At 75.8% G+C, this 3,422-nt stretch carries 3 protein-coding genes and 1 pseudogene; all 4 read left to right on the top strand.

From position 1 onward, the window contains the following. Positions 1-270: pseudogene (locus DQW06_RS12405) on the top strand (nitrite reductase); the annotation flags it as partial. Continuing rightward, complete coding sequence (locus DQW06_RS12400; RefSeq protein ID WP_117198482.1) at positions 267-932, top strand: precorrin-8X methylmutase; 666 nt, start codon at positions 267-269, stop codon at positions 930-932. The pseudogene DQW06_RS12405 and the gene DQW06_RS12400, both read left to right, overlap by 4 nt. Then, positions 929-2,518 carry a precorrin-2 C(20)-methyltransferase gene (locus DQW06_RS12395; protein ID WP_117198481.1) on the top strand — a complete coding sequence of 530 codons (1,590 nt, stop codon included), beginning with the start codon at positions 929-931 and terminating at the stop codon, positions 2,516-2,518. The genes DQW06_RS12400 and DQW06_RS12395 overlap by 4 nt, the downstream gene beginning before the upstream one ends. After that, a complete protein-coding gene (cobM, locus tag DQW06_RS12390) occupies positions 2,503-3,264 on the top strand; it encodes a precorrin-4 C(11)-methyltransferase (protein ID WP_041553100.1) in 762 nt (253 codons plus the stop codon). The genes DQW06_RS12395 and cobM overlap by 16 nt, the downstream gene beginning before the upstream one ends. The last annotated feature ends 158 nt before the right edge of the window (positions 3,265-3,422 follow it).

Here is a 3,422-nt window from a genome sequence, read left to right as displayed (position 1 = left end):
GTGCCCGGGATCGGACGGCACGTCCCCGTGCCCGAGGAGGGCCTGGACCGGGCAGCCGCCGACGCGCTCGCCGCCGAAGCCGTCGAGGCCGGATCCGGCGAACTCGTCGTCACGCCGTGGCGCGCCGTCCTCGTCCCCGCAGGACACGGGACCGCGTCCGGGCGGCACAGGCTCGCCCCCGAGGAACACGGACCCGGCCCCGACAGGCCGGTCCCGGCTGACAAGCACATTCCCGGACAGCCCGACCACGTCCCCGGGGAGGCGCGGTGACCTCCCCGAGAAGACCGAACCGGCACTACGAGTACGTCGACGACGGGCCCGCCATCTACGCCGACTCCTTCGCCACCATCCGGCGCGAGGCCCGGCTCGACCACCTGCCCGCCAACGCCGAGCGGCTCGCCGTGCGGATGATCCACGGCACCGGCCAGGTCGACCTCGCCGACGACCTCGTCGTCCACCCCGACCTGGTCCCCGCGGCGCGCGCCGCCCTCCGGGCCGGTGCGCCGATCCTGTGCGACGCGCGCATGGTGGCCTCCGGCGTGACCGCGAGCCGCCTGCCCAGCGACAACGAGGTGCTCTGCCTCCTGGGTGACGAGCGGGTGCCCGGCCTGGCCCGGGAGTGGGGCACCACCCGCACGGCCGCCGCGGTGTCGCTGTGGGAGCCGCTGCTCGACGGCGCCGTGGTCGCCGTCGGCAACGCGCCCACCGCCCTGTTCCACCTGCTGGAGATGCTGATCGACGGCGCTCCGCGCCCCGCCGCGATCGTCGGCTGCCCGGTCGGCTTCATCGGCGCGGCCGAGTCCAAGCAGGCGTTGACCGAGCTGCGCGACCGGCACGGCCTCGACGTCCCCTACGTGACCGCGCGCGGCCGTCGCGGGGGTTCGGCGATGGCCTCCTCGGCCCTCAACGCACTCGCCAAGGAGGAAGAGTGACCGGCCGTTTCCACGGCGTCGGCGTCGGCCCGGGCGACCCCGAGCTGATCACCCTCAAGGCGGCCAGGCTCATCGCCGCGGCCGACGTCGTCGCCTACCACGCGGGTGTGGGCAAGGAGTCCAACGCCCGCCGCATCGCCGACGCGCTGATCCCGGACGGGGTGGTCGAGGAGCGGTTGACCTATCCGGTGACCACCGGGGCGACCGACCACCCGGGCGGCTACGCGGGGGCGCTGGCCGACTTCTACGAGGAGTCCGCCGCCCGGCTGGCCGCCCACTTGGACGCCGGGCGCGACGTCGTCCTGCTCTCCGAGGGCGATCCGCTGTTCTACGGGTCGTACATGTACATGCACGATCGGCTGTCCGAGCGCTACCCCACCGAGATCGTGCCGGGCGTCCCGGCGTTCGCCGCCGCCACGGCCGCCGCGGCCGCCCCGCTGGCCCGGCAGACCGACGTGCTCACCGTGCTGCCCGGCACCCTGCCCGAACCGGAACTGGCCCGCCGCCTGGCCGACACCGACGCGGCCGTGGTCATGAAACTGGGCCGGACCTTCCCGGCCGTCCGCCGCGCCCTGGCCGCGGCCGGGCGGCTGGAACACGCGGTGTACGTGGAGCGGGCCTCGATGGGCGGGGAGCGGCGGCTGCCGGTGGCCGAGGTGGACCCGGCGACGGTGCCCTACTTCTCCCTGGTGCTGGTGACCGGGGACAGCCGCAACGGGCCGCGCTCCCGCAAGGTCGGCGAGGCCGCGCGGACGCAGGCGGCACAGACAACGCAGACGGCACAGGCGACCCAAGCGGGGCACGGTTCCGCCGTACCGGCGGCGGACACGGCGTCCGCGACCACCCGACCGGCGGCCGAACTGCTGGTCGTGGGCCTGGGCCCGGGCCCCGAGGACTGGCTCACCCCCGAGGCGAGCGCGGCGCTGGCCGAGGTGGACCACGTGGTGGGCTACGGCCCCTACGTCAACCGGGTACCGCAGCGCCCCGGGCTCACCCGGCACGCCTCCGGCAACACCGTAGAACTCCAGCGCGCCCGGTTCGCCCTCGACCTGGCCGGGCGCGGCGAACGCGTGGCCGTGGTCTCCGGCGGGGACGCCGGGGTCTTCGGCATGGCCACCGCCGTGTTCGAGGCGGCCGAGGAGCCCGCCTACCGGGACGTGCCCGTCCGGGTGCTGCCCGGGGTCAGCGCCGTCCAGGCGGTCGCGGCCCGCGCGGGCGCCCCCGTGGGCGGCGACTTCGCGGTGATGAGCCTGTCGGACCGCCTCAAGCCGTGGGAGGTGGTCGAGCGGCGTCTGCGCGCCGTCGCCGAGGCCGACCTGGCGCTGGCCGTCTACAACCCCGCCTCCCGGTCCCGGACCGAGCAGATCGTCACCGCGCGCCGGATCCTGCTGGAGCACCGCAAACCCGACACCGTGGTCGTCGTCGGCCGCGACGTGGGCCGCGAAGGCGAGTCCCTGACGGTGACCACCCTGGGCGAACTCGACCCCGCCGCCGTGGACATGCGCTGCCTGCTCATCGTCGGCGCGTCCGGAACCCGGGTCACCGGGGCGGGCCGCGTGTGGACCCCCAGGTGGGTGAAGCCGTGACCGTGCACTTCGTGGGCGCGGGGCCCGGAGCCGCCGACCTGCTGACCGTGCGCGCCACACGCATGCTCGCCGGGGCCGACGTGGTCCTCTACCCCGGCACCTACCTGGACCCGCAGGTCCTGACGCACTGCGCGCCCGGCGCCGAACTGGTGGACACCCAGGGCCTGGACCTGGACCGCATCACCGACCACCTGGTCCGCGCGCACACGGCGGGCCGCGACGTCGTACGGCTCACCTCCGGCGACCCGTCGCTGTACTCGGCGCTGGCCGAGCAGACCCGCAGGCTCGACGCGCACGGCGTTCCGTGGGACGTCACGCCCGGGGTGCCCGCGTACGCGGCCGCCTCGGCGCTGGCGGGACGGGAGCTGACCGTGCCGCTGGTGGCCCAGTCGGTGGTGCTGACCCGCACGCGGGCCCGCTCGACCGCCATGCCCGGGACCGAGTCGCTGGCCGCGTTCGCCGCGACCCGGGCCACGCTGGTGCTGCACCTGGCGATCCGGCGGGTGCGCGAGCTGATGGCCGAGATCGAACCCGAGTACGGCGGCGACTGCCCGGTGGTCGTGGTGTACCGGGCCAGCCAGCCGGGCGAGGCGGTGCTGCGCGGCACGGTCTCCACCGTCGCCGACGCGGTGGAGGAGGCCGGGTTCCGGCAGGCGGCGGTGATCCTGGTGGGGCGGGCGCTCGATCCCGGGGCGGGCGGTGAGTCCTACCTCTACGACCCGGCCCGGCCGCGGGCCAGCGGGTAGGGAGGGCCCCGAAGGGGTTCCGGAGGCTCCGCGGGCGGGTTCGCGTGGAGGGAGGGGCGTGCGTGGGGGTCGAGGGCTCCCGTGCCTCCGGCGCCTGGGCGCGAAGCAGCGCAGCGGAGGGTCAGGGCAGCACCGCCAGACACCACTGGGTGACCGTG

This window comes from Nocardiopsis sp. TNDT3, assembly GCF_003427465.1.
Taxonomy (GTDB): domain Bacteria; phylum Actinomycetota; class Actinomycetes; order Streptosporangiales; family Streptosporangiaceae; genus Nocardiopsis; species Nocardiopsis dassonvillei.
The sequence above is the reverse complement of the archived record's forward strand: the minus strand, read 5'-3'. Positions and strand labels throughout refer to the sequence as shown.